The sequence below is a fragment of the Nitrospirillum pindoramense genome (assembly GCF_007827955.1).
GTDB classification, from domain to species: Bacteria; Pseudomonadota; Alphaproteobacteria; order Azospirillales; family Azospirillaceae; genus Nitrospirillum; species Nitrospirillum amazonense_B.
The window spans coordinates 316,810-337,093 of sequence record NZ_VITR01000003.1; the positions used below are offsets into that span (position 1 = coordinate 316,810).

General features: G+C 66.6%; 14 protein-coding genes. 9 read left to right on the forward strand and 5 right to left on the reverse strand.

The features are described 5' to 3' along the window. Nucleotide 1: 1 nt before the first annotated feature. The 3 genes from FBZ90_RS06425 to FBZ90_RS06435 all read right to left on the reverse strand — a co-directional run bounded on the left by FBZ90_RS06425 (nucleotide 2) and on the right by FBZ90_RS06435 (nucleotide 8,493). Nucleotides 2–3,328, reverse strand: a complete 3,327-nt coding sequence (locus FBZ90_RS06425; RefSeq protein ID WP_145730187.1) for a transglutaminase family protein — start codon at nucleotides 3,326–3,328, stop codon at nucleotides 2–4. Nucleotides 3,329–3,512: 184 nt separating this feature from the next. Then, nucleotides 3,513–5,417, reverse strand: coding sequence for a tetratricopeptide repeat protein (locus tag FBZ90_RS06430; protein ID WP_145730188.1), 1,905 nt, complete (start codon nucleotides 5,415–5,417; stop codon nucleotides 3,513–3,515). A 121-nt stretch (nucleotides 5,418–5,538) separates the two neighbouring features. Next, entirely contained in the window at nucleotides 5,539–8,493 is a 2,955-nt protein-coding gene (locus tag FBZ90_RS06435; RefSeq protein ID WP_246130182.1) for a TonB-dependent receptor domain-containing protein, read from the reverse strand. Here FBZ90_RS06435 and FBZ90_RS27785 point away from each other — a divergent pair. Beyond that, nucleotides 8,492–8,689 (forward strand): hypothetical protein, encoded by a 198-nt coding sequence (locus FBZ90_RS27785; RefSeq protein ID WP_186455656.1) that lies wholly within the window; start codon nucleotides 8,492–8,494, stop codon nucleotides 8,687–8,689. The genes FBZ90_RS06435 and FBZ90_RS27785 overlap by 2 nt on opposite strands. Before the next feature lie 253 nt (nucleotides 8,690–8,942). Here FBZ90_RS27785 and FBZ90_RS06440 read toward each other — a convergent pair whose 3' ends face one another. Further along, nucleotides 8,943–9,395, reverse strand: coding sequence for an Lrp/AsnC family transcriptional regulator (locus tag FBZ90_RS06440; protein ID WP_145730190.1), 453 nt, complete (start codon nucleotides 9,393–9,395; stop codon nucleotides 8,943–8,945). Between the two features lie 105 nt (nucleotides 9,396–9,500). Here FBZ90_RS06440 and FBZ90_RS06445 point away from each other — a divergent pair, with 105 nt between their 5' ends. The 4 genes from FBZ90_RS06445 to FBZ90_RS06460 all read left to right on the forward strand — a co-directional run bounded on the left by FBZ90_RS06445 (nucleotide 9,501) and on the right by FBZ90_RS06460 (nucleotide 14,092). Continuing rightward, nucleotides 9,501–10,613, forward strand: a complete 1,113-nt coding sequence (locus FBZ90_RS06445) for a saccharopine dehydrogenase family protein (RefSeq protein WP_145730191.1) — start codon at nucleotides 9,501–9,503, stop codon at nucleotides 10,611–10,613. 42 nt (nucleotides 10,614–10,655) lie between these two features. Further along, nucleotides 10,656–12,179, forward strand: coding sequence for an L-piperidine-6-carboxylate dehydrogenase (amaB, locus tag FBZ90_RS06450; protein WP_211101921.1), 1,524 nt, complete (start codon nucleotides 10,656–10,658; stop codon nucleotides 12,177–12,179). A 14-nt stretch (nucleotides 12,180–12,193) separates the two neighbouring features. After that, on the forward strand, nucleotides 12,194–13,225 hold the full coding sequence (locus FBZ90_RS06455; protein WP_145730193.1) for a 2-oxoadipate dioxygenase/decarboxylase family protein: 1,032 nt from the start codon (nucleotides 12,194–12,196) through the stop codon (nucleotides 13,223–13,225). Between the two features lie 192 nt (nucleotides 13,226–13,417). Next, a complete protein-coding gene (locus tag FBZ90_RS06460; RefSeq protein ID WP_145730194.1) occupies nucleotides 13,418–14,092 on the forward strand; it encodes an invasion associated locus B family protein in 675 nt (224 codons plus the stop codon). 66 nt (nucleotides 14,093–14,158) lie between these two features. Here the strand turns inward: FBZ90_RS06460 and FBZ90_RS06465 are convergent, their stop codons facing one another. Further along, nucleotides 14,159–15,496 (reverse strand): pectate lyase family protein, encoded by a 1,338-nt coding sequence (locus FBZ90_RS06465; protein WP_145730195.1) that lies wholly within the window; start codon nucleotides 15,494–15,496, stop codon nucleotides 14,159–14,161. 290 nt (nucleotides 15,497–15,786) lie between these two features. Between FBZ90_RS06465 and FBZ90_RS06470 the strand changes: the two genes are divergently transcribed. The 4 genes from FBZ90_RS06470 to kduD all read left to right on the forward strand — a co-directional run bounded on the left by FBZ90_RS06470 (nucleotide 15,787) and on the right by kduD (nucleotide 20,200). Further along, complete coding sequence (locus tag FBZ90_RS06470; protein WP_246130183.1) at nucleotides 15,787–16,899, forward strand: LacI family DNA-binding transcriptional regulator; 1,113 nt, start codon at nucleotides 15,787–15,789, stop codon at nucleotides 16,897–16,899. A 164-nt stretch (nucleotides 16,900–17,063) separates the two neighbouring features. Further along, entirely contained in the window at nucleotides 17,064–18,482 is a 1,419-nt protein-coding gene (gene uxaC / locus FBZ90_RS06475) for a glucuronate isomerase (protein ID WP_145730196.1), read from the forward strand. A gap of 84 nt (nucleotides 18,483–18,566) precedes the next feature. Further along, the gene (gene kduI, locus FBZ90_RS06480) at nucleotides 18,567–19,412 is read left to right on the forward strand and encodes a 5-dehydro-4-deoxy-D-glucuronate isomerase (RefSeq protein WP_145730197.1); all 846 of its coding nucleotides are present in this window, start codon (nucleotides 18,567–18,569) and stop codon (nucleotides 19,410–19,412) included. Nucleotides 19,413–19,426: 14 nt separating this feature from the next. Next, nucleotides 19,427–20,200 carry a 2-dehydro-3-deoxy-D-gluconate 5-dehydrogenase KduD gene (gene kduD / locus FBZ90_RS06485; RefSeq protein WP_145730198.1) on the forward strand — a complete coding sequence of 258 codons (774 nt, stop codon included), beginning with the start codon at nucleotides 19,427–19,429 and terminating at the stop codon, nucleotides 20,198–20,200. The last annotated feature ends 84 nt before the right edge of the window (nucleotides 20,201–20,284 follow it).

The following is a 20,284-nucleotide window of genomic DNA, read 5'->3' on the forward strand; positions in this document are numbered from 1 at the left end:
CTCAGCCAAGTCTCAGGTCCAGGGTCATGGGATAGTCCGGGTTCCGTGTTTCGGGCGGGATGGTCATGGGCCCCGGTGTATGCCCGAAGGGGTGGAAGCGCGCCAGGCGGCGGCCTTCCGCTTCGTTGGCATTGACCGGGAAGGTGGTGAAGTTGCGCCCTCCTGGGTGGGCGACATGATAGGTGCAGCCGCCGACGGACCGTTCGGTCCACAGATCCAAAATATCGAAGACCAAAGGCGTATGCACGGGGATAGTCGGATGCAGGCATCCCGGCGGCTGCCAGGCGCGATAGCGCACGGCCGCCACATATTCCCCTTCGGTGCCCGTGGGGTGCAGGGGCAGGCGCCGGCCGTTGCAGGTGACCGCGTAGCGGTCGCCCACCATGCCGGTCATCCGTACCTGGATGCGCTCCAGGCTGCTGTCGACATAGCGCACGGTGCCGCCGCCGCCCGGCTCTTCGCCCAGGACGTGCCAGGGTTCCAGGGCGGTGCGCAGTTCCAGGGTCAGGCTGCGCTGGCTGACGCTGCCGATCTTGGGGAAGCGGAAGTTGAGGTGCGGGGCGAACCACGACTCCTCGAAGGCGTATCCGGCCTCGCGCAGTTCCGCCACCACGTCCTGGATGTCCTGGGTCACGAACTGCGGCAGCAGGAAGCGGTCGTGCAGCTTGGTGCCCCAGCGCACCAGGCCGGCGCGGTAGGGCTCCCGCCAGAACCAGGCGATCAGGGTGCGCAACAGCAACTGTTGCACCAGGCTCATCTGCGCGTGCGGCGGCATCTCAAAGCTGCGCAGTTCCACCAGGCCCAGCCGGCCGGTGGAACTGTCGGGGCTGTACAGCTTGTCGATGCAGAATTCGGAGCGATGGGTGTTGCCTTGCACGTCCACCAGCAGGTGGCGCAACGCCCGGTCCACCAGCCAGGGCGGCGGGTTGGGGCCGGCGCGGTCCAGTTCCTTGAAGGCGATCTCCAGCTCATACAGGCTTTCGTGCCGCGCCTCGTCCACCCGGGGATGCTGGCTGGTCGGCCCGATGAACATGGTGCTGAACAGGTAGGACAGGCTGGGGTGGTTCTGGAAATAGGTGAGCAGCGACCGCAGCACGTCCGGCCGGCGCAGAAAGGGGCTGTCCGCCGGGGTGGGGCCGCCCACCACCACATGGTTGCCGCCGCCCGTGCCGACATGCCGGCCGTCTAGCGCGAACTTTTCCGTGCCCAGGCGGGTCTGGCGCGCGTCCTCGTACAGGGTGGTGGTGGTGTAGACCAGGTCCGTCCAGTTGGAGGCGGGATGGATGTTCACCTCGATCACGCCGGGGTCCGGCGTCACCGCGATGCTATTTAGGCGCGGGTCGCGGGGCGGGGGGTAGCCTTCCAGGACGACGGCCAGGTCCAAGTCCACGCAGGTGGCCTCGATCTGGGTGACCAGTTCGATCCAATCCTCCAGGTAGCTGGTCGGCGGCAGGAAGATATAGAGGCGGCCATCGCGCGGCTGCACGCAGAGGGCGGTGCGCACCAGCCACCAGGCGCTGGCGCCCTTTTCCGGCGTTTGGTCCTGCCGGTCCCGCACATCGGCCATCAGGCGCTGGCGCAAGGGTTCCGTCTGGCCCTTGCGCAAGGCCATCTGCTTTTCCAGTTCCTCGCGCGCCGGCAGGTCCGGCCGGCTGTCGAACGGGTCCTGTTCGTAGGAATAGACACGGTCGATGGCGTCAACCCAGGGGAGGGAGCCCAGGGGCAGGCGATAGCCGATGGGGCTGTCGCCGGGGGCCAGCAGCAGCCTGTCGCTGCGCGTGGCCCAGGCGCTGGACAGCCAGACGGGGCCAGAGGCCTCATGCCGGCGCTGGACGGGCAGGGCATAGCCGACGGCGGTGGCCAGGCCGGTCTCGAACACCTTGGCCAGGCGCGCCCGCTCCTCCGCGTCCTCCAGCTTGCTGTCGAAGGGATCGACATTCACCGGCAACTCGCGTTCCTTGCGGATGTAGTGCCACGGATCCTCGAAGGCGCCGCGGGCGTAGTCGGGGTCGATGCCCAGCCGCTCCGCCAGGCGGCGGATGAAGGCCTCCGATTCCGCCAGCCCATAGCCGTAATGGCGCCGTTCGTCCGCCAGGTATTCGCCGTGGGTCCACAGCGCGTCGCCATCGCGGCGCCAATACAGCTGCAAGGCCCAACGCGGCAGGCTTTCACCGGGATACCATTTGCCCTGGCCGAAATGCAGCAGGCCGCCCTGGGCGTAGCGGGCTTGCAGGCGGCGGATCAGGTCACCGGACAGCAGCCGCTTGGTCGGACCCAGCGCCGCCGTGTTCCACTCCGAACCCTCCATGTCGTCGATGGAGATGAAGGTGGGCTCGCCGCCCATGGTCAGGCGGATGTCGCCGTCCACGATCTCCCGGTCCACCTGATGCCCCAGGCGGTCGATCGCCCCCCACTGGTCGGGGGTATAGGGCTTGGTGGTGCGCGGCTGCTCCCGGATGCGGGTGACCGACATCGCGTGCTCGAACGTCACCTCGCACATATCCAGCCCGCCCGTGACCGGGGCGGCGGAGAAGGGGTCGGGCGTGCAGGCCAGCGGGATGTGCCCCTCACCCGCGAACAGGCCGGAGGTGGGGTCCAGGCCGATCCAGCCGGCGCCGGGCAGGTAGACCTCCGTCCAGGCGTGCAGGTCGGTGAAGTCGGCGGTGGGGCCGTCCGGCCCCTCCAGCGGCTTCTGGTCGGCCACCAACTGCACCAGGTAGCCCGACGCGAACCGCGCCGCCAGGCCCAGGTTGCGCAGCACTTGCACCAGCAGCCAGGCGGTGTCGCGGCAGGACCCGGTGCCCAGCGCCAGCGTTTCCTCCGGCGTCTGCACGCCCGGCTCCAGGCGGATGACGTAGCCGATACGCTGCTGCAGCTTCAGGTTCAGATCCGCCAGGAAGGCGACGGTGCCCGTGGGCGTGAGATCGACATCGGCCAGCAGCGCCTTCACCAGGGGCCCAGGCTCGTCAGCTTCCAGGAAGGGCTTGAGGTCCTTGGCCAGCCACGGCTCATAGGTGAAGGGGAATTTCTCGGCCGCCGGCTCCAGGAAGAAATCGAAGGGGTTGATGACCGCCATATCGGCCACCAGGTCCACCTCCAGCGTGAACTCTTCGGTCTTTTCGGGGAAGACCAGGCGCGCCAGCCAGTTGGATTGGGGATCCTGCTGCCAATTCAGGAAATGCTGCTTGGGCGTGACCTTCAGCGAATAGGACAGGATGGGCGTGCGGCAATGCGGCGCCGGCCGCAGGCGCACCAGTTGGGCCCCCAGATTGATCAGCCGGTCGTAGCGGTAGATCGTCTTATGGTTGATGGCGACGTGGATGCTCATGACTTCCCCTGTTCGCGGAAGCGATGGCAACCCATAGCCCCCGGTGCCCTGACACCGGCCACGGTACCATCATTGGCCGTGATGGTTAAAGTGCGTTGCAGCATGTTTTTTGGGCAGCGCAAAAAATGGGCAATCCCGACTCCCGGGGGCGGGGCGTAGCCCCGTCACCCCCGTGTTCCGTCATTCAGCCGCGCCCGCCGATATCGAAGGCGACGGTCGTGCGCGTCTGGCCGCCGTGGAAGGGAATGGTCCCGTGCCACATGTAGCTGGGGAACAGCACCAGCAGGCCGGGCCGCGGCTGAATGGCCCGTTCCCAGGGCAGGGTGGCGCCGTTGCCCTGGGCGAAGGCGCCGAAGGTGATCCAGCCCTGCTTGCCTTCCGCGTCCGCGACCGCGTCGGGCATGTCCACGTAATAGCAACCGCTGATCCACCCCTCGGGGTGGATGTGGTTGGTGTGATAGCCCTGGCTGCGCAGCCGGGCGGACCACGACCCGGCCCAGTGCAGTTCCTGGCCCTTGCGGCGCAGGAAGGGATGCGTGCCATCCTCCGGCAGGCCGGCGATATAGCGCCGGGCGGCGGCCAGGACGTTCTCGCGCAGGGCCAGGATGGCTGGGGCGGCGCCGGCGCGGGTGAACAGGTTTTCGCGCGTCTGGGTGCCGTTGCGCAGGGTCTGCTCGATCGGTTCGTGCCGCGCCACGTGCTGCAGGTCCAGCGCCGCCATCAGGTCGGCATGGAAGGCGCCCAGGTCGGCATAGCCGGCGGGTGCGCCCAGGTCGACGGCGTGGATGAAGCGGTCGTAATCATAGAGGCCGCGCGGATCCTGCTGGCCCATCAGGCGATACGCCGTCGCCTCGAACGCCACGGCGAACTGGCTGTCCGGCACCAGGGTGCCCAGGCGGCGGGCGGCGTCCAGCGCGTCGGCCGGGCGGTTCAGGCGCAGGGCGGCCTCGGCCGTGCGATACAGCAGCCGCGGGTCGTCCGGCGCCGTTTTCAAGCCGTCAAGGGCGACCTCCAGCGCCTCCGGCACCCGTTCCTGGGCCAGCAGCAGGGTGGCGCGCAGGCGGGGCAGCGAGGGGGACTCCGGACGCAGGGCGGCGGCGGCGGCGATGTTGGCCCCCGCCTCGTCGTGGCGGCCGAACAGGATGTAGGCCTCCGCCGCCATCTCCAGCAAATCGGGGTCGTTGGGCTTGCGTTCCTTGGCCCATTCGTAGGAGTTCAGCAGTTGCGCGTGCTGTCCCGTTTCCCACAGCGCCTGGTTCAGGGCGGCTTGGGCCGCGTAGTTGCCGGGGTCCAGCACCACCACCTTCTTCAGGCAGGTGATGGCCTCATCCAACTGGCCCAAGGCCAGCAGGGTGTTGCCCAGGTTCAGCCAGATCTGCCAGCGATCCGGCGCGCGCTCGGCCGCGCGTCTCAGGTAGGGGGCGGCATCCTCGAAACGCTGCTGGCGGCGCAGGGCCGTGCCTAAGCTGTTGTTCAGGTAGAAGTCGTTGGGCAGCCGGGTCAGCCCGGCGCGTAGCGCTTCCTCCGCCCGCTCCGGCTCGTCCAATTGCAGATAGGCTTCGGCGATACCCACGCGGGCCGCCACGTAATCGGGCTGCAACTGCAAGGCCCGGCGATACAGGGGCAGGGCGGCCTCCAGCAGCGGCCGCGCGTTGGCCGGTTCCTGTCCCGCCAACGCCACCAGGCATTCGGCGCGGTTGCTGTACGCCTCGACATAGTCGGACTTGTGCAGGATGGCCTTTTCATAGAACGGCAGGGCCTGGGACGGGCGGCCGGTGTCCTTCAGCAGGTTGCCGAGGTTGTAGTTCACGTGGGGCTGCCGGCTGTTCACGGCCAGCGACCGGCGCAGCAACTGCTCCGCCTGGTCCAAATCCCCGTGACGCTTGGCGATCAGCCCCAGGAGTTGCAGCGCGTCCGGCTCAGTGGCGTCCAACGCCAGCACTTGGCGCAGGATCTGCTCCGCCTCATGCAATTGACCCCGCGTCTGGAACGTCAGCGCCTGCTGGATCAGCGATTGGATGCGCTGATTCTGGGCGGCGGAGGCGGCTCGCGGGACGGGGATGGAAAAGGGGGACTGGCCATTGGTCATGAGGCGGCGCCGGTGTGGTGAGCGGAAGGGGGTGGTGAGCGGAAGCGAGAGCGGCGGGCCCCTGGGCAGGGACCCGCCGCGTATCGATATTATACGATAGGCCGTCTAGGAAGTCGGCGGTTTAGAAATCGGCGGTGATGCCCAGGAAGAACACGCGGCCCAGGGTGTCGTAGATGCCGGGATAGGTGTTGCCGTTGCCGTAGCTGCCCAGCACGCTGACATAGTCGTCGTTGGCGGACTGGATGGGCGGGTCCTTGTCGAACAGGTTGTTGACGCCGAACCGCAGCGTGTAGTGGTCCATCAGGTTGATGGTCCCCGCCAGGTCGAAGTAATTGTAGGCCCCGATTTTGCCGTCGATGTTGTCGTAGATGCCTGAATTGGCGTTCAGGCTGGGGTCGGTGCTGTTGTTGTCCAGGCTGCTGCCGCCGATATAGCGCCAGTTGACCGACAGGTCGGCGTTCCACGGCGTGTTCCAGGTGACGCGGAACTGATGGCGCCAGTGCGGCGTGGGCTGGCCGCAGGTGCTGCCGTACAGGCCGGCGCAGTCGTACTTGGCCTCATGCAGCAACGGCTGGTAGCGGTTGAACTGCGTCCAGGAGCCGATGAACTTCAGGGTCACGGCGCCCAGGTCCTTGACCCCGAAATCCTCCAGGTCCTGGCGATAGGTGCCGGAGACGTCCACGCCCGCCTGCTGGCGATAGCCGGCGTTGATGTCGGTGGTGATGTAATAGCCGTCGCTGGAGTTCAGGCTGCCGGCCGCCCCACGGTGGATCAGGTCGCAGTAGTATGAATTGCCGGTGTTCAGGCACTGCGACATGATCTGCGAGGTCGGCACCGTGCCGATCAGGTTCTCGATCTTGATGTTGTAGTAGTCGACCGTGGCCGCGAAGTTGGGCACGAAGGTCGGCGTGAAGACGAAGCCGGCGGTGTAGGTGTCCGCCGTTTCCGGCTTCAGCGCCTTGTTGCCGCCGCTCAGCGTGTTGCAGCCGTCGACGGCGGTGCAGTCGGAGATGTTGCCGTATTGGGCCGCCGAGACACCGGTGCGGCCGCACTGGGCCAGCGACGCCGACGGGTTGGAACCGGAGCAGGGGTCCAGCGCGCCGCCGATGCCCGAGGTGCTGGTCTGGAACAGCTCGATGATGTTGGGCGCGCGGACGGCGTGGTTGTAGCCGCCGCGGAAGGCCACGTCGGTGACGGGGGCGTAGTTCAGGCTGGCCTTGTAGGTGTTGGCCTTGCCCGCCAGGTTGTAGTCCGACCAGCGATAGCCGGCGTCGACGGACAGGTCCTTGATGAACGGCTTGTCGCTGACCAGGGGCAGGCGCAATTCGCCGAAGATGTCCTTCACCTCGGTGGCGCCCACCGCCGGCTGCGTGGTGCCGGCGCCAGAACCGGACAGGTCGCCGGACAGGACGTTCTCGCTGTATTTCAGGTCGATGGCGTCGCGCCGCCATTCGCTGCCGAAGGCCACGGCCACCGGGTCCTTGGCGAAGGGGCTTTTCACGCCCCAGGCTCCGAAGTCGCCGGAGACGGAGCCGCTGACGATGTCCTGGGTGGTGGAGCCTTCCTTGAAGCTGGTGGTGTAAACGTAGTTGTAGGCGGCGCTGCTGATCTTGCCCAATTGGAAGATGTTGATGGGCACGCAGCTCGAGTCCGTGCCGTTGATGACGGACTCGCAGGTGGCGACGCCATTGACGTTCTTCACCTGCAAGGCGTTCTGCAGCTTGGTGATGGAAACGTCGTTCTGATAGGTCTCGTTGTAGATCACCGCCGAATGCTGGGCGTAAACGTCGTAGGACCAGCCGCCGCCCAGGTCACCCTTGGTGCCGATGACATAGCGGTAATCGGTGTGCCGCAGGTCGTCGTAACGCGGGGCGTTGTTGTCGGTGAAGCGGTAGCCGATATAGCCCTTCCAATCGGCGCTGCTGCTGCCGGCGTTGGCGCCGCACAGCGTCGTCGCCTCGGACGCCGACATCAGCGGGTTGTCGCAGTTGATGGAATAGGTCGTTCCGCTGAAGAAGCCGGACGGGGCGATCTGCGCCTTGGTGTGGTCCGACATGAACATGAAGTCGGTGTAGACATCGAACGCCGGATTGATCTCGTAATGGGCGAAGGCGCCGCCGGTGTAACGCTCGTCCTGGCGCTGGATGTAGTTGTAGGGGCCGTAGTTGAAGGCCAGGCCGCCGTTGTATTTGACAAAGGACGCCGATCCGTCGGGGTTCAGCGAATAGCCGGTGCCCGAGCCATTGGTGCGTAGTCGGCCGTAGGCGCTGTTGGACGAGCCGGAGCAGTAACGCTGGTTATCCTGGGTGGCCAGGGCGCTCTCGTCGCTGCTGGTGGTCGCCATGGTGCAGGCCGACCAGTCGCGCGTCGCCTGGGTGACGGGCTCGGTCCAGCGGTAGGTGGCGTAGGCGGTGACGTTGCCCTTGTTGTTGGGGGCGTTGGCGCCGATCACGAAGGAGCTGTCGCGGACGAAGCCATCGAAGCGGTCGCCCGGGATGGTGACGGGATAGCTGGAATTTTTAAGGACCTTCTGGGCGTCGCCGTTCTCGTTGCCGTGCTGGGCGGCGGAGAATTGGTAGTCGACCTTCACGCCCTCGAAGTCGCGCTTCATCTTGAAGTTCACGACGCCGGCCACGGCATCGGAACCATAGACGGCCGAGGCGCCGCCCGTGACCACGTCCACGCTTTCCACCAAGGCGCCGGGGATGAAGTTCACGTCGGCGTAGGGGTAGGTCGGATCGCCCAACGGCATGCGGCGTCCGTCGATCAGCACCAGGGTGCGGGCTTCGCCCAGATTGCGCAGGTTGATGGTGGCGGTGCCGGTGGCGCCGTTGGACTGCGCGTTGGTCTGGGCCGCCGTGATGCCGGGCAGGTTGTTCAGCATCGTTTCGACGTTGGTCGTGCCCTGCAGCTTCATCTCCACGCTGTCCACCGTGGTCAGCGGGCTGTCGCTGGTCAGGTTCGCCGCCTGTTTGATGCGCGATCCGGTGACGACGATTTCCTGCATGTCGGTGCTGGCGTTGGCCGCTTGTTGCGCCGCAGCATTATTTGCCGCCGCCAAGGCGCCGACAAGCATGGTCGATGACAGCAGCAATGCGCGCCGCCCATATTTTGGCATGCCCATGGATTTCCCCGCTGTTCTGGAGATTGTTGATATTGCTGGCCCCAACCAGACAAATCTCTTTTTGAGTCGTGTCCCCCTTGTGCCAGGACCAACGGGAAAAGGTTATTTTGGATATTTTATGGGCGTCAATGGTGCGTCGCAAAATTGATGGCTTCGGGAACCGGTTTCATGGCGACGTGTAACTGCCTTGTAACAGTCGTGCGCACATCTGAAACGATTCGGAAACATAATTACCGGCACAATTGCCTAGATCGAACGGAATAGATAAAAGTCCTACGACTCGCGCCATTTTTGCACGCGATTGAGGGCCTTCAGGCAATCTTCGGAAAAGGGGGCATCGCGCCGGCGTGGGAACCGGACCGACTCAGCCAGTCAGCCTCAGGCCACTCAACCTCGACGGTTCAGCGGGCCAGGCGCTGCGACAGGATGATGGAGGAGTTGGTGCGTTCCACCCCGTCCACGGCGCCGATGTCGTCGATCACCATGTTCATTTCCGCGATGGATTCGGTGGAGACGACGGCGATCATGTCGAAGGGGCCGCTGACGGCGTAAAGCTGGCGCACCTGGGGCATGGCCTTCAGCCGCGTTTCAACCTGCCGCGCCGCCTTGGGCAGGAGGGTGATGGCGACATGGCCCTGGATGCGGCGGGCGAGGTAGTCCGCATCCAGCCGGATGGTGAAGGCGGTGATCACCCCGCGCGCCACCAGACGCTCCAACCGCGCCTGCACCGTGGTGCGGGATACGCCCAGACGCTTGGCCAAGGTGACGGTGGGCAGGCGGCTGTCCGCCTCCAGCAGGCGCAGCAGCGCGATGTCCAGGTCGTCCGGTTGAAAATTGTCGGTCTGACTGTTCATTTTGCCCACCAATTTGCATCAGATTGGTCGCATTGGCTGTTCATTCCGTCAAGGGTTTGCCGGACAGTCGTTTTCACAGGGAACTTTGAAAACGGGAGAGCGCACATGCGTCGCATCGTGGTCGTCGGGGCGGGCAAGATCGGGTCCATCATCGCGGAGAACCTGGCGGGATCGGGTGATTACCTGGTGACGATCCTGGACCGCTCGGCCAAGGCGCTGGAAGGCGTCTCCAAGCGCCTGCCCATCGAACGGCGCGAGGTCGACATCAGCGACGTGGCCGCCCTGACCGAGGCGCTGACCGGCGCCTACGCCGTGCTGAGCGCCGCCCCCTATCACCTGACCATCAAGGTGGCGGAGGCGGCGGCCCTCGCCCGTTGCCATTACCTGGACCTGACGGAGGACGTGGCCACCACCCGGCGGGTGAAGGAACTGGCGGCCAACGCCCCCAACGCCTTCATCCCCCAGTGCGGGCTGGCGCCCGGCTTCATCTCCGTCGTCGCCGGCAGCCTGGCCAAGAAGTTCGACACGCTGGAAGCCGTGCGCCTGCGCGTCGGCGCCCTGCCGCGCTACGCCAGCAACTCGCTGGGCTACAACCTGACCTGGAGCACCGACGGCGTCATCAATGAGTATTGCGAGCCCTGCGAGGCCATCGTCGAAGGAACGCTGCGCGAGGTGCCGGCGCTGGAGGAGCGGGAGGAGTTCTGGCTGGACGGCGTGCCGTATGAAGCGTTCAACACCTCCGGTGGCCTGGGCAGCCTGGCGGAGGTGCTGAAGGGCCGGGTGCGCACCCTGAACTACAAGACCATCCGCTATCCCGGCCACTGCCAGTTGATGAAGACCCTGCTGAACGACCTGCGCCTGCGCGACCGGCGCGACCTGTTCAAGACGGTGCTGGAAGGGGCCTTGCCCGCCACCCTGCAGGATGTGGTGGTCATCTTCGTCACCGTCAGCGGCATGCTGGACGGCCAGTTGACCCAGGAAAGCTATTCCAGCCGCGTGTTCGGCGACTATGCCCATGGCCGCCAGCGCACCGCCATCCAGACGACCACCGCCGCCGGCATCTGCGCCGTGCTGGACATGCTGGCCGATGGCCGCCTGCCGTCGCACGGCTTCATCCGCCAGGAGGACATCGCCCTGGACGATTTCCTGGCCAACCGCTTCGGCCGCGCCTATCAGGGGGCGAACCCGGTGGACCAGGTGGTGGCGCGCGTCGCCTGATTGGTCCAGCCGTTTACCAAAAGCAACATGAGGGAAGAAGCGATGACGGCAGTGGGCGAAACCCAGGGTGACATTCTGGCGGTGCTGGACCGGCTGGGCGTGGACCGGGCCGTGCTTGCGGGTGGCGATATCGTGGCGCGCAGCCCCATCGATGGCGCCGAGGCTGGCCGGGTGAAGGCCCTGACCGCCGCCGACGTTGACGCGCTGGTTCGCAAGGCGCATGCCGCCCACCTGGAGTGGCGGCTGGTGCCAGCCCCCCGCCGCGGCGAATTGGTACGCCTGCTGGGTGAGGAGTTGCGTGCGGTGCGCGGCGACCTGGGCCTGCTGGTCACCTTGGAGGCCGGCAAGATCCTGTCCGAGGGACTGGGTGAAGTGCAGGAGATGATCGACATCTGCGACTTCGCCGTCGGCCTGTCCCGCCAGCTTTACGGCCTGACCATCGCGACGGAGCGGCCGGGCCACCGCCTCATGGAAACCTGGCACCCGCTGGGTGTCTGCGGAGTCATCAGCGCCTTCAACTTCCCCGTGGCGGTGTGGTCGTGGAACGCCGCCCTGGCCCTGGTCTGCGGCAACAGCGTCGTCTGGAAGCCGTCGGAAAAGACGCCGCTGACCGCCATCGCCGTGCAGGCGGCCTTTGATCGCGCCGCCGCCAAGTTCGGTTCCGCGCCCGATGGTTTGTCCATCCTGGCCCAGGGGCACGCCGATGTGGGGCAGGCGCTGGTGGACCATCCGCTGGTGCCGCTGGTGTCGGCCACCGGCTCCACCCGCATGGGCCGGGCGGTGGCGCCGCGCTTGGCGGCACGCTTCGCCCGCGCCATCCTGGAGTTGGGCGGCAACAACGCCGCCATCGTGGCCCCCTCGGCCGACCTGGAACTGGCGGTGCGCGGCATCGCCTTTGCCGCCATGGGCACGGCCGGCCAGCGCTGCACCACCCTGCGCCGCCTGATCGTGCACGAGGCCGTGGCCGACCGCCTGCTGGACCGGCTGGCCGCCGCCTACCGCAGTGTCAAGGTGGGCGACCCACGGGAGGCCGGCACCCTGGTGGGCCCGCTGATCGACAAAACCTCCTACGAGGCCATGGTCACGGCGCTGGCCGCCGCCAAGGCCGCCGGCGGCACCGTGATCGGCGGCGAGCGGGTGGATGTGGGCTCAGGCGACGCCTATTATGTCCGCCCGGCGTTGGTGACCATGCCGGACCAGGCGGGGCCCATGCTGGAGGAAACCTTCGCCCCCATCCTCTATGTCGTGCGCTACCGTGATCTGGACCAGGCCATCGCCCTGCAGAACGGCGTGCCCCAGGGGCTGGCGTCCAGCATCTTCACCACCGACATGCGCGAGGCGGAAACCTTCATCAGCGCCGCCGGCTCCGACTGCGGTATCGCCAACGTCAATTTGGGCCCCTCGGGTGCCGAGATCGGCGGTGCCTTCGGCGGCGAAAAGGACACCGGCGGCGGGCGCGAGGCCGGTTCCGACAGTTGGAAGGCCTATATGCGGCGGGCCACCAACACCATCAACTATTCAAGATCGCTGCCGCTCGCTCAGGGCGTGCAGTTCGATATCGGTTGAAGAGGGACGGTCCCATGAAGACGCCCACCGTTCAGAAGATCGCCCAGGCCCTGGTCGGCAATGACGAAGCCGGCCGGCTCATGGAGATGCTGGCGCTGCATCCCGCCTTCCTGGCCGACCATGGCGACGCCGTGCCGCGCGCGGTGGTGGCCCAGGCCCTGACCATGCAGCTGTTCCGTGGCCTGTTGCGCGAGGTGCCGGAAGGCGCCCGCTATGTGCGGGAGCAGGGCGGTCGCATGGTGTTCGACCACGGCGCCCTGCGCACGGTGAACGCCCCTGGTCTGGGGGCGCTGCCGCCGGGCCACGCCGCCTTCGCCCGGGTGCTGGAGCCGCTGGGCTATCATGTCGGCGGGACCTATCCGCTGGAGCGGCTGCGCATGATGGGCTACGCCTACACCCACCGCGACTATCCGGAGGATATCGCCCAGTTCTTCGTCAGCGAAATCTTCCCCGACCGCTTTTCGCCCGAGGTGCAGGCGGCGGCGCTGGAGGTGTTCCAGGTGAAGGACGATCCCTTGGCCGCCGACGCCAAGGGCCTGCTGGACCGGCTGGGCGGTGGCGGCACGCTGACGCTGGACGAGGCGACGGCCCTGGTGGGCGAGTTGCTGCGCCTGTTCGACCGCCATCATCCCGTGCCGACCCTGGCGCAGTATGAGACTCTGTTGGCGGAATCGGCGGAATTGGCCTGGATCGCCACCGAGGGCAACCGCTTCAACCACGCCACTGACCGGGTGCCCGATGTCGAGGCGCTGGCCGATGACCTCAAGGCCCGGGGCTATGAGATGAAGCCCAAGGTGGAGGTGTCGCGCGACGGCACGGTGCGCCAGACGGCCTTGCGCGCCGCGATGGTGGAACGCCCCTTCATCGACGCCCGGGGTAATCTGACCAGCCGCGTCGTGCCGGGGTCGTTCTACGAGTTCATTTCCCGCGATCCCCTGAAATCGGAAACCGGCGGGATCGAAGCGGCGCGCGGGCTGGATTTGCGATTCGACAGCGGCAATGCCCAGGGCATCTTCAAGATGACGGCGGCGGCATCCGGTTGCTGATCAATTCTGACGGTGTGATGGCCTGGTGCGGGGGCTGCCCAGGCGCGCGGCCGCCGTGCCGCCGTCCAGGGGGCCCCGCGTCCCGGGGGCGAGGCGGGAGAGGTTGACCGCGCCGCCGGGATGTCCCAACAATTCCCGCCTTATCGCGGCCTTACCCGGCGGCGTCGCGCCCATAACAGAAAAAGCATACCCATGACCCATAAAGAGGACCCCGCGTCGGCCCGCCCCACCGTCGTCGTCGGCGGTTCGCGCACCCCCCTGATCGTGATCGGCCTGCTGTTCCTGCTCGGGCTGCTGACGGTGGGCGGCATCATGCTGTACCAGCACCACAAGGCCAGCGGCGCCAAATCGGCTAGCGCGGGGGCGCAGAAGCCGGCGGGACCGCCGTGGGCCAAGAATTGCGCCAAGGGGGCCGGCGGCGACGACGTCTGCTTTGTCGAGCAGTTCGCCATCGCCAACCCCGCCAACGCCATCGTCCTGCATGTCCAGATCGGTTACATGTCGACGGATGGCAAGCCTGTGCTGGCCATCACCGTGCCCCTGGGCACGCCGGTGCAGCCGGGTCTGCAACTGACCCTGGATGGCGCCAAGCCCATCGCTCTGCCGCTGACGCTGTGCCAGGCCGGCGGCTGCATCGCTTCGGCCAACCTGGACCAGGAGGTGCTGAAGCAGTTCACCAGCGGCAAGGTGCTGATGGTGCGCTATGCCAAGCCGGACAAGAGCCCCATGGACGTGCCGGTGCAACTTGATGGCTTGGCGGCCGCCCTGCAAAGCCTGGGCCCCCCGCCGGCGCCGAAGCCCGCCGCGGCGCCCGCCGACGGGGCCAAGCCCGATGAGGCCAAGCCGGCGGAACAGCCGAAGAAGTGAGCCGGTTTCCGGTCAAAGAAAAAGGGCGGCCTCGCGAGGCCGCCCTTTGTCGTAGGGGTGGCCGCCTCAGGTGCCCCTGGCCTTGGACTTGGCGTCCAGCGCTGTGGCCGTGCGCGGCGTCATGTCGTCCAGGTTCCAGTCGGCCGGGTTGAAGGGCCGGGTGTTGGGCTTCTCGGTGGGATAGCCGTGGATGTCGTCCTGGCTGTTGATGATTTCGCCCCGGCCTTCCGCCACGTCAGCCAGCAGGCGGACGTCGTCGTAATCCCGGTCCCAGGGGCGGGCGCCAGCGTTGTGCAGCACGGACTTCTGCACGTCCACCGCCGGCAGCGGCGTCAGGCCCTCCGGCCACAGCGGCGCCTTGTCCATCTCGATGACCTTGGCGGCAGAGGTGGTGTAGCGGCCCATCAGGGGCAGGGGCCCGCCCGCCCGGTCCACGGCGATGTTGTCCTTGCCGTAGTATTCCAGGTCGCCATAGCCGCCGATTTCCAGGAAGGCTAGCGGCGTGGGGGTGGAGGGGCCGGCGCGCAGCACGTTGCCCACCGCCGCCATCTGGCCGACCTGGTAGGGATGGTCGCCCCATTCCTCGGCCTGCAGGTTGTAGTGGACCGCCCGCTGGCCGGGGTCATAGATCAGGTTGTTGACGATGACGCCATGGACGCCGCCCTTGAACAGGGGGCTGCGCTCCACATTGTGGGCGTAGAGGTTGCCGACGATCAGGATGTCGGTGACGTTGTCGTGGATGAGCGAGCCCTTGGAATGCTCGATCTTCATATGGGTGGCGCGAGCCAACCCCTCCGCGATGATGTTGTTGGAATAGGTGATGCGGTGGGAGGTGTTCTGCCGCCATTCGTCCGGCGTGTCGCCCTTGAAGCGGGGGCCGGAGGCTGACAGGTTCTCGTCCGTCGCCCAGGTCAGGCTGCAATGGTCCACGATGACGTTGTAGGCCGCCCCCACGGTGCTGACGGCGTCCTCCTCCCACCCGCTTTTCTTGGGTGCGCCCGCGTCACCCACGCGGATGCGGATATGCTGCATGACCACATCATGGGCGCCGATGTCCATACCGCCCCGGATCAGCGTGATGCCGGGGGAGGGGGCCGTCTGCCCGGCGATGGTCACGAACGGCTCCATCACCTTGATGGTCTTCTGGTTCAGGTCGATGACGCCGCCGACCTCGAACACGATGATGCGCGGGCCCTTGGCCTCGATGGCCTCGCGGAAGGAGCCGGGCCCCTCGCTGTTCAGGTTGGTGACCTTGATGATCTTGCCGCCGCGTCCGCCGGGCGTGTGCGCCGCCCAGCCCTGGGCACCGGGAAAGGCCAGCGCGTCCGCCTTGTCGGCGGCGGTGGCCGTGCCGGCGGCCAGCACAGCCGCGAGCGCGGTCGTCGCCAGGATACGTTTGATCACGGGTCTATCCTCCCACATGTTTGTTATGGCGATGGTGGGGCAGGGCGCGTCAAGCGCGCTAGACCCCAGTCCGTCGGTCCAATAAATGACACCGGTTTCCTAATGGGGCAAGGGGGCAGTTTCGGGGGTGCGGCGGAATGACGCCCGGGGGCGGCCGGGGTGGGTAGAGGGAGTTCCGGTCCCGTCACCCGCAAATCCCTTTTGTGACGGCGGCCGGGACGCGGCATGCTAGGAAGAGGAACGGACCTTCGACGGAAGTCCTGACAAGAAGAACGAGAAGCAGCCAAGACATGACACAGGACACGCCGCCAAAATCACGGGCCCGGCGCGGTCGCGCCGCCAGCATCCAGACCCTGGCCGTCGAAACCGTGACATGGACCCTGGATCGGCCGCCCACCATCAATGACGTGGCCCGGCTGGCGCATGTGTCCAAGAAGACGGTGTCGCGGGTCATCAACCAGTCGCCCTTCGTCAACGAAGAGACGCGCACCATCATCAATGGCATCATCGAGCAGATCGGTTACGTGCCCAGCCCCCAGGCGCGGGGCCTGGCGTTCCAGCGGTCCTTCCTGCTGGGGCTGGTCTATGACAACCCCAACGCCCAGTTCATCGTCAACATCCAGGAAGGGGTTCTGGCCGCCTGCCGCCTGGCGGGGTTCGAGTTGGTGGTGCATCCCTGCGACCAGAAAAGCCCGCATTTCCTGAACGACGCCAAGCAGTTCGTGCAGCGGCAGAACCTGGATGGCGTGATCGTCGTGCCGCCGGCATCGGAAAACCCGCAGTTGGTCGAGGTGCTGCGCGACCTGGGCTGTCGCTATGTGCGCCTCTCGGCCGTCTCCCTGGACGAGGCGGCCAACATGGTGGTCTACAATGACCGCCAGGGGGCGGCGGAGGTGGCGGAGCATCTGGCGGCCTTGGGGCATCGCGACATCGGTTTCATTGCCGGTCCATCGCGCCACCGCTCCGCCCATGAACGCCGGGAAAGCTTCGTCGGTACCCTGAAGAAGCATGGCATCGCCCTGCGCTCCGAGATGGTGGAGGAGGGGTCCTATACCTTCGAGTCGGGTGAAGTCTGCGCCACCCGCCTGCTGACGCGGGAGCCTCGGCCCACCGCCATTTTCGCCAGCAACGACGAGATGGCGGCCGGCGTCTACAAGACGGCGCAGCGCCTGGGCATCAGCATTCCCCGTGACCTGACCATCGTGGGGTTCGACGACAGCCCCATCGCCACCCGCTTGTGGCCCTCGCTGACCACCGTGCGCCTGCCGGCCAAGGATCTGGGGCGCCTGGCGGCGGAAAAGCTGATCATCCGCATTTCCAGCGATGAGCAGGAGGGGCACACCGCCACCGGCGTCGTCAGCCGCATGGTGGTGCGCGAATCCTCCGTTCCGCCCCGGGGCTGATCCCCCCAAGGTGGATTTCACCCCGCGACGTGCGATGCGAAATTGACACCGGTTACCAAGATCGCTACCAAATGGGGCGGGAGGAGAGCGGCCCACCGGACATCCGGACGCCGTTCCTGCAACAACGGTTGCCGCGTTTTGGCGGATAGTGAAGGAAGGCCCCAATGGCCCAGCACCTGACCCTGCATGACGATCGCCTGTTTCCCGCCGATCCGGCGGTCCGCACCATCGCCCGGCGCCTGTACGCCCTGGTGAAGGGGCTGCCCATCATCAGCCCGCATGGCCACACCGACCCGTCATGGTTCGCCGGTAACGAGGCGTTTCCCAACGCCACCGCCCTGCTGCTGCAACCCGACCACTATCTTTACCGTATGCTCTACAGCCAGGGCGTGACGTTGGAGCAGCTGGGCATCCCGGCGGCTGGCCAACCGGCCCCGGATGTCGACCCGCGCGAGGCTTGGCGCCTGCTGGCCAATAATTTCCACCTGTTCCGGGGCACGCCGTCCTCCACCTGGCTGAACCATGTCTTCACCCAGGTCTTCGGGCTGGATGTGAAGCTCAGCGCCGAGACCGCCGACCTGTACTTCGACACCATCACCGCCAAGCTGGCGACGGAGGAATTCCGCCCCCGCGCCCTGTTCGAGCGCTTCAACATCGAGGTCATCGCCACTACGGAAAGCCCGGTGGACACGCTGGCCCACCATGAGGCTATCCGCGACAGCGGCTGGAAGGGCAAGGTCATCACCGCCTATCGCCCGGACGCGGTCATCGATCCCGAGCATGAGAACTTCCGCCCGGCCATGGAGCGGTTCGCCGCCATTACCGGGGAGGACGTGTACAACTGGCGGGGCTATCTCGATGCGCACCGCAAACGTCGCATCGACTTCAAGGCCGTGGGCGCCACCAGCAGCGACCATGGCCATGTCACCGCCGCCACCGCCGACCTGTCGCCGGCCGAGGCCGAGGCCCTGTTCGCCCGCGTGGTGAAGGGTACCTTCACCGCCGCGGATGCCGAGCTGTTCCGCGCCCAGATGCTGACCGAGATGGCGGGCATGAGCCTGGAAGACGGACTGGTCATGCAGATCCACCCCGGTTCCTTCCGCAACCATAACCACCAGATCTTCCAGCGCTATGGCCGCGACAAGGGCGCCGACATCCCGCTGCGCACCGAATACGTTAACGCGCTGAAGCCGCTGCTGGACCGCTACGGCAACGACCCCCGCCTGTCCGTCATCCTGTTCACCCTGGATGAGACGGTCTACGCGCGCGAACTGGCGCCGCTGGCTGGGCATTACCCGGTGCTGAAGCTGGGCCCCGCCTGGTGGTTCCACGACAGCCCGGAGGGGATGATGCGGTTCCGCGAGCAGACGACGGAAACGGCGGGCTTCTACAACACCGTGGGCTTCAACGACGATACCCGCGCCTTCCTGTCCATTCCCGCCCGCCACGACGTGGCCCGCCGGGTGGACTGCGCCTTCCTGGCGCGCCTGGTGGCGGAACACCGCATCGACGAGGACGACGCGGCGGAGGTGGTGGTGGACCTGGCCTACCGCCTGCCCAAGCGCGCCTACAAGCTGGATTGATGACAGGGTGCGGCGAGGGCAACGCCGTCCACGCCGCACTCCTTCCCCAAATGGGGAAACCACAAACAAACGGGGAGAATGGCCATGTTCAAGAAGGTCTATCAGGCGACCCATCCCGATATGATGGATGGCGCCCGTAACCAGCAGCTGCGCGACCGCTACCTCATCACCGACCTGTTCGTGGCCGGTGAGGTCAGCCTGAACTATTCCCACAACGAACGCTTCATCATCGGTGGTGCCGCCCCGGTGGAGGCGCCCCTCGATCTGCCCCTGCAGACGGAGCCGGCCTCGGCCGCCGGCAAGCCCTTCCTGGAGCGGCGGGAACTGGGCATCGTCAATGTCGGCGGCCCCGGCACGGTCACGGTGGACGGCGCGGTCTATGAGCTGGCGTCACGCGACGGCCTGTATGTCCCCATGGGGACGGAGACGGTGGTGTTCGCCTCGGCCGATGCCGCCCATCCGGCCAAGTTCTACCTGGCCAGCACCCCGGCCCATGCCCGTTTCAAGACGGTGAAGATCTCCATCGACCAGGCCGTGCCGCTGGAGCGCGGGGCGCTGGAGACCAGCAACGAGCGTACGATCTATCAGTACATCGTGCCCCAGACCTGCCAGTCGGCGCAGCTGCTGCTGGGCCTGACCATGCTGAAGCCGGGCAGCGTGTGGAACACCATGCCGCCCCATCTGCACGACCGCCGGTCCGAGGTCTATTTCTACTTCGACATCAAGGACGACCAGCGCGTCTTTCATTTCATGGGTGAGCCGGAGCTGGCCCGTCACATCGTGGTCGCCAATAACGAGGCCGTGGTGTCGCCGCCCTGGTCCATCCACATGGGCTCCGGCACCGCCAACTATTCCTTCATCTGGGCCATGGGCGGGGAGAACCTCGACTACACCGACATGAAGGTCCTGGACATCTGCCAGTTGCGCTGAGGAAGGGCGATCCCATGGCTTACAACCCGTTCGACCTGACGGGCCGCGTGGCGTTGGTCACCGGCGCCAACACCGGCCTGGGGCAGGGCCTGGCCGTTGCCCTGGCGCGCGCCGGTGCCGATATCGTGGCCGCGGGGCGCAGCACGCCCACGGAAACCGAGGAGGCGGTGACGGAGGTGGGCGCCCGCTTCCACTTCGTGCATGCCGATCTCGACAGCGTCGGTGTGGTGCAGTCGGTGGTGGACCAAGCCGTCGCCGCCTTCGGCCGCGTTGACATCCTGGTCAACAACGCCGGCACCATCCGCCGGGCCGACGCCCTGGAATTTTCCGAGGACGATTGGGACCTGGTGATGAACGTCAACCTGAAGACGCCCTTCTTCCTGGCCCAGGCCGTGGCGCGTCAAATGGTGGAGCAGGGGGCGGGCGGCCAAGGGGGGGGCAAGATCATCAACATCGCCTCCATGCTGTCCTTCCAGGGCGGTATCCGCGTCGCCTCCTACACCGCCAGCAAGAGCGGCATCGCCGGGTTGACCAAGCTGTTGGCCAACGAGTGGGCGGCCAAGGGCATCAACGTCAACGCCATCGCGCCCGGCTATTTCGCCACCAACAACACCGAGGCGCTACGCAACGACGAGACGCGCAATCGCGATATCCTGGCCCGCATTCCCGCCGGACGCTGGGGCCGCCCGGAGGATCTGGGCGGTGCCGCGGTATTCCTGGCGTCATCCGCCGCGGATTATGTCCACGGCACCGTCTTGGCCGTCGATGGCGGCTGGCTGGGCCGGTAATAGCGGCCCTGATAACCTGGGGGGCTTGTCAAAAGGATACCGCCGCCGGCGCTGGATGCGGTACACATCGCCGATTGCAGATCG

Bases quoted from the DNA above. Each gene is read 5' to 3' on its own strand.
- FBZ90_RS06455 (WP_145730193.1), top strand. From the start codon at position 12,194: ATGAAGACGCCCACCGTTCAGAAGATCGCCCAGGCCCTGGTCGGCAAT.
- FBZ90_RS06435 (WP_246130182.1), bottom strand. From the start codon at position 8,493: ATGCTTGTCGGCGCCTTGGCGGCGGCAAATAATGCTGCGGCGCAACAA.
- FBZ90_RS27785 (WP_186455656.1), top strand. From the start codon at position 8,492: ATGGTCGATGACAGCAGCAATGCGCGCCGCCCATATTTTGGCATGCCC.
- FBZ90_RS06445 (WP_145730191.1), top strand. From the start codon at position 9,501: ATGCGTCGCATCGTGGTCGTCGGGGCGGGCAAGATCGGGTCCATCATC.
- FBZ90_RS06460 (WP_145730194.1), top strand. From the start codon at position 13,418: ATGACCCATAAAGAGGACCCCGCGTCGGCCCGCCCCACCGTCGTCGTC.
- FBZ90_RS06425 (WP_145730187.1), bottom strand. From the start codon at position 3,328: ATGAGCATCCACGTCGCCATCAACCATAAGACGATCTACCGCTACGAC.
- kduI (WP_145730197.1), top strand. From the start codon at position 18,567: ATGTTCAAGAAGGTCTATCAGGCGACCCATCCCGATATGATGGATGGC.
- kduD (WP_145730198.1), top strand. From the start codon at position 19,427: ATGGCTTACAACCCGTTCGACCTGACGGGCCGCGTGGCGTTGGTCACC.
- FBZ90_RS06440 (WP_145730190.1), bottom strand. From the start codon at position 9,395: ATGAACAGTCAGACCGACAATTTTCAACCGGACGACCTGGACATCGCG.
- FBZ90_RS06470 (WP_246130183.1), top strand. From the start codon at position 15,787: ATGACACAGGACACGCCGCCAAAATCACGGGCCCGGCGCGGTCGCGCC.
- FBZ90_RS06430 (WP_145730188.1), bottom strand. From the start codon at position 5,417: ATGACCAATGGCCAGTCCCCCTTTTCCATCCCCGTCCCGCGAGCCGCC.
- uxaC (WP_145730196.1), top strand. From the start codon at position 17,064: ATGGCCCAGCACCTGACCCTGCATGACGATCGCCTGTTTCCCGCCGAT.
- amaB (WP_211101921.1), top strand. From the start codon at position 10,656: ATGACGGCAGTGGGCGAAACCCAGGGTGACATTCTGGCGGTGCTGGAC.